Source organism: Endozoicomonas sp. (assembly GCF_051008435.1).
In the GTDB taxonomy this organism is placed as follows: domain Bacteria; phylum Pseudomonadota; class Gammaproteobacteria; order Pseudomonadales; family Endozoicomonadaceae; genus Endozoicomonas_A.
Window position 1 is genome coordinate 1 of sequence record NZ_JBPCXO010000407.1, and the last position, 3,034, is coordinate 3,034.

The 3,034-nt window shown below is 42.6% G+C and carries 4 protein-coding genes; all 4 read left to right on the top strand.

The window, feature by feature from the left end; all coding sequences use genetic code 11:
- Nucleotides 1–658, top strand: a 658-nt coding sequence (locus ACR2PX_RS20620) for a hypothetical protein (RefSeq protein WP_434001242.1), incomplete at its 5' end; no start/stop codon positions are given.
- Nucleotides 652–1,470, top strand: a complete 819-nt coding sequence (locus tag ACR2PX_RS20625; RefSeq protein WP_434001243.1) for a hypothetical protein — start codon at nucleotides 652–654, stop codon at nucleotides 1,468–1,470. The genes ACR2PX_RS20620 and ACR2PX_RS20625, both read left to right, overlap by 7 nt.
- Nucleotides 1,471–1,582: 112 nt before the next feature.
- Nucleotides 1,583–2,038, top strand: a complete 456-nt coding sequence (locus ACR2PX_RS20630) for a hypothetical protein (RefSeq protein WP_434001244.1) — start codon at nucleotides 1,583–1,585, stop codon at nucleotides 2,036–2,038.
- Nucleotides 2,039–2,085: 47 nt separating this feature from the next.
- Nucleotides 2,086–2,514: a hypothetical protein gene (locus ACR2PX_RS20635; protein WP_434001245.1), complete on the top strand. Its 429-nt coding sequence runs from the start codon at nucleotides 2,086–2,088 to the stop codon at nucleotides 2,512–2,514.
- Nucleotides 2,515–3,034 lie beyond the last annotated feature (520 nt).

Consider the following 3,034-nt stretch of genomic DNA (forward strand, 5'->3'; position numbering starts at 1 on the left):
TAGGTGCATTTTTCGTCAAAAACTCCTTTTTCAGAAAGCTAAACGATCAGACAGCTTTTTCTACCCCTTGTGCGGTAAGCATTTCAGCACCACCCATTTCCAGCAGGGGGTGCTGAATAGTTACAAAAAAACTCTTCAGCGATTACAGGGACAGAAGTTAGACAAACATACTATGTTCTTCGCTGCCCCTACAGAAACTATGTCCGGACTCCTTCCTCTTGTCCGAAAGGCTGGTATCAACCTCCACAAAGATGTTATGAAGTTTAATGCCCATGACTGGAGTAAGCCCATTAACAGGCTCGACCCAAGAATCAAACGGGAAATCTCAGCTTTTGGTGAGAGTCATAAGAATTCTGCGGACGAATTTGGCCAAAGAGTATGGGCTGATGTCCAAGCTGCAGCTGCATGGGGGCTTTTTTCATCAGCATTACCTACTATGGGAGTTAAAGCTTCATTGCTAGTAGGTCTACCTGGAAGACTTCAAGCAACGCGTAACATGTTTGCTAATCATGCAAATGATCCCACCTTAAACCCTCACATGCATCCTTTCAAAACTACTGAGTCAATGAATGCTCATATCAGTAAAAATAATGGTGGAGAAGCCCGTTCATTTATACAGCTGACGAAAAGCCTGAGCCGAGAGTGGGCAAGATGCTAAAAAAAATATTACTCAGCCCATCTATTCATAAACGCCTTCCAGCCTCTTGGCAAGCAAGCAAAATGAATCTGTATGGACCTGATTTTACGAAAGCACCTTGGCGGGAAATCATATTGTCAGGAATAAAGTTGCGGTTTAAGTCTCCTCCGCAAACAGAAATGTTCCCCAATGACATATGGGTAGAGAGTAAAAACATATACAACACCCAAGACTTTACCAAATGGGATGGAGGAGAAACTACAACTATCTATAAGAATGGCTGGGTGTATTCTGACGGACTATTTGGATATGGCGATGTTGGAGGGGGAACTCTTCAAATGATCGTTCAACGTCGTGATTTAAAAAAATACCATCTAAATAATTTGTTTGATCCTCAACAAATCGAGCAATTGATCCTTCAAGATCTATGTCAAGAGTATGAAGCCAAAAATAAAGAACTGAAAGAAGATACAAATCGAGAGACACCCTACAACCCGGATAAAGATATCTGGCTATATCCAGAAAATATTGCCTCCCTTAATCGTCATGACACCAATGGCATTAATAGCTACTTCTATAAAGTCTGGAAGCCACTAAGAAACCCTGAGTATTATTGGACTGCTGCAATCACAGACGAACATTTATTGATGTTTTTCTATACACCCGGCACCAATGCTGTCGACCACTTAGCAGACGACAACAACTTCTCGGAAGCTGCTTACAATACCGCAAAAAGTTTTGCTGAGAACCTGCATATCACTTTATCTCCTGATGCAGAAAGACAGCGCCAGGAAGCTCAGCAACTATCAATTCCTGTAACCTTTCCCAGTTAACGACTGGGTTCAGATTTTATCCACTTGATATGTGAAATCCATGTTGCAATTCAGCATGGCGGCCACGGGAAATCCTTTATGGCACTGGCAAGAAGCCTCTGGAGTTAATGTTATGACAGGCATCTGGTTTCGTCGTCTATTTGCCAGCCCGTTAAGACCTGCTGGTCAGCCTAATTTCAAGTCCGCCCCCTGGCGGACATTTGATCTCTCCGGTACAAAACTAACCATTAAAAGTCCACCTCAGACCATGGCTGTGCCCAGAAAAATCTGGCCTGACTCTCTGGATATTTACACTCCTGAGCGATTTCAGCCTTGGTCCGATAAGTCGAAAGGCTCTACAGCTCTTCTATTTAGAAACCACTGGTCCTATTTTGATGCACTATGGGGCAAAGGTCATATTGGAGGAACAAGTGTACAAATTATTGTCCAGCGTTTAACTCTACAATACACAGGCATTGGCTCCCTATTTGATACAAGAGAAGCTATGAAGGTAGCTTCTCAAAAAGTGCTGGTAAACCAAAGTACCAACTTTCTGAAGCCCTTGATAGCTAAAGATAATGTACTATAGGTTTGCAAGATTTTTTCCGGTCTCCAGCAGTTATTGAGAAGCTACCTATGAAGTTCATCTTGGAACTAGATGAAAGAACTTATGGCGAAGTCAATAAGAAAGAGTTAGCAGAGTATGAGCAAGAAAAGATAGACATGCCTTTTCTCCCTCCCCCTTGTTTAATGGTTTACCCGAAAAAAGCGGAAGACCTAGAACATCTGAAGACCAATGGTAATAGTTGGTTAATCAGTCGAATATCAGCGGACAAAGAGATAAGCGTGATTTCTCGCTACTTTTTTCTCCCCATTGGTAATCGCCATATGCTGGTCATCTCATTGGAAACATCTAGTCACGGTGAATTTTACAGCGACAAGCACAACGTTCCTGATGAATGTGAAAAAACAGTCAAGACATTTATGGAAAATGTTCATGTTGAGCTTTCGGATGAAGCAAAGCGTCAGAAAGAAGAGGTTCTCAGTCGGATTGAGAATAGTTAACGTTGCCTCATCCAACGGAAACTCGTTATTGACACTGGTTAGAAGCCCCTGGAGTTAGTGATATGTCAGGCATTTAGCTACGACGTCTATTTGCCAGTCCACTCAAGCCTGCTGGTCAGCCTAACTTTGATTCAGCTCCATGGAATAAATTTGACTTATCCGGCACCCATCTGACTTTTAAAAATCCTACTCAGACAACGGCCGTTCCCAAAAAAATTTGGCCTGAGCCTCTAGGAGCCTGTCGGACTTAGCCAACCGTAGCGAGGAAAAGTCCGGTTTGAGACAGTTTTTATGATTATTTGAGGCGAATAGCGAGCTATTCAACGAAAAAAATCATAGAAAATGGCCAAATCCGGCTTTTTCGCAGTAGGTCAGTGGTAAGTCCGACAGGCTCCTAGCTGCGGGATAGGTCGTGCACTGAAAACGCAGATCAAACGCAGAATTGAGTAAAAAGAAGCGGAACAATTATGAACACAAGCTGATGCTGTAGATTAGACTGCAAAGTGTATGAAAACTGTAC

What these genes read in the sequence shown, in the direction of transcription:
- ACR2PX_RS20630 (WP_434001244.1), top strand. Translation starts at nt 1,583, where the DNA reads ATGACAGGCATCTGGTTTCGTCGTCTATTTGCCAGCCCGTTAAGACCT.
- ACR2PX_RS20625 (WP_434001243.1), top strand. Translation starts at nt 652, where the DNA reads ATGCTAAAAAAAATATTACTCAGCCCATCTATTCATAAACGCCTTCCA.
- ACR2PX_RS20635 (WP_434001245.1), top strand. Translation starts at nt 2,086, where the DNA reads ATGAAGTTCATCTTGGAACTAGATGAAAGAACTTATGGCGAAGTCAAT.